Consider the following 852-nt stretch of genomic DNA (forward strand, 5'->3'; position numbering starts at 1 on the left):
GGTATAACGTGACATCCTCCCGACGCTGACCCTACGGGTACAGCGCGGGCTTCCTAACCTCACGATTAGGCATTCCTGCCCCACGCCACTTATCTAGGTCATAGACCCCCGACAGAACGACTTGGCAGGCTGTTTCCGTTCCCCAGAGTCCCTGGGCTACTAAATTCTCTAGTCCACGATGCAAAACCATTTCTGCTGCTGCATGGTCACGATGAGTTCGATACCCACACTCAGGACAATGATGCTCCCTTGCTGTCAACGTTTTGCTGACAGTAGCAAAACATTTGGGACAGGTTTGGCTAGTCCCGTTGGAGTTGACTTTAGCGAAGTACACTCCACGTTTCCAGCACACCCATTCCAACAGAGACAGAAATTGTCCAAAGGCGGCATCAACACAACCTTTTCGCAGCATTCCCCGTGTCAAGCCTGTGACATTGAGGTCTTCCGCAAAGATGGTTTGCGCTTGGTCACAAAGCTTATGAGCCGTCTTTAGGTGGAAATCTTTACGACGGTTCGCAATCCGATGGTGCATTCTGGCAACTTTGATTTGTGCCTTCTCCCAGTTTCGTGACCCCTTCTGTTTTCGTGCCGCTCTGCGTTGCAGCAATTTCAGCTTGCGTTGCATCGACCTAAAAAACTTGGGTCGCTCCTGGAAGCTGCCATCTGAAACCGTCAAAAACCGTTCCAATCCCAGATCAATCCCAATCGCACGACCGTGAACCGGAGCATCGGGAATCGATATGTCCGATTCGATGGTAACGACGACATACCATTGCGTCCCCCTTACCTTGGACAGTACCCTCACCTGCTTGCCCTTGAACCCATCTGGGATAGGACGCTGCAAGTTGATAG

At 51.5% G+C, this 852-nt stretch carries 1 protein-coding gene; it reads right to left on the minus strand.

Features of this window, described 5'->3' with window-relative positions:
* Nucleotides 1–31: 31 nt before the first annotated feature.
* Nucleotides 32–852 (minus strand): RNA-guided endonuclease InsQ/TnpB family protein (locus NW838_RS05815; RefSeq protein WP_414427676.1); only part of this gene is annotated, 821 nt, incomplete at its 5' end.

This window comes from Synechococcus sp. R55.2, assembly GCF_047462075.1.
GTDB lineage: Bacteria > Cyanobacteriota > Cyanobacteriia > Thermostichales > Thermostichaceae > Thermostichus.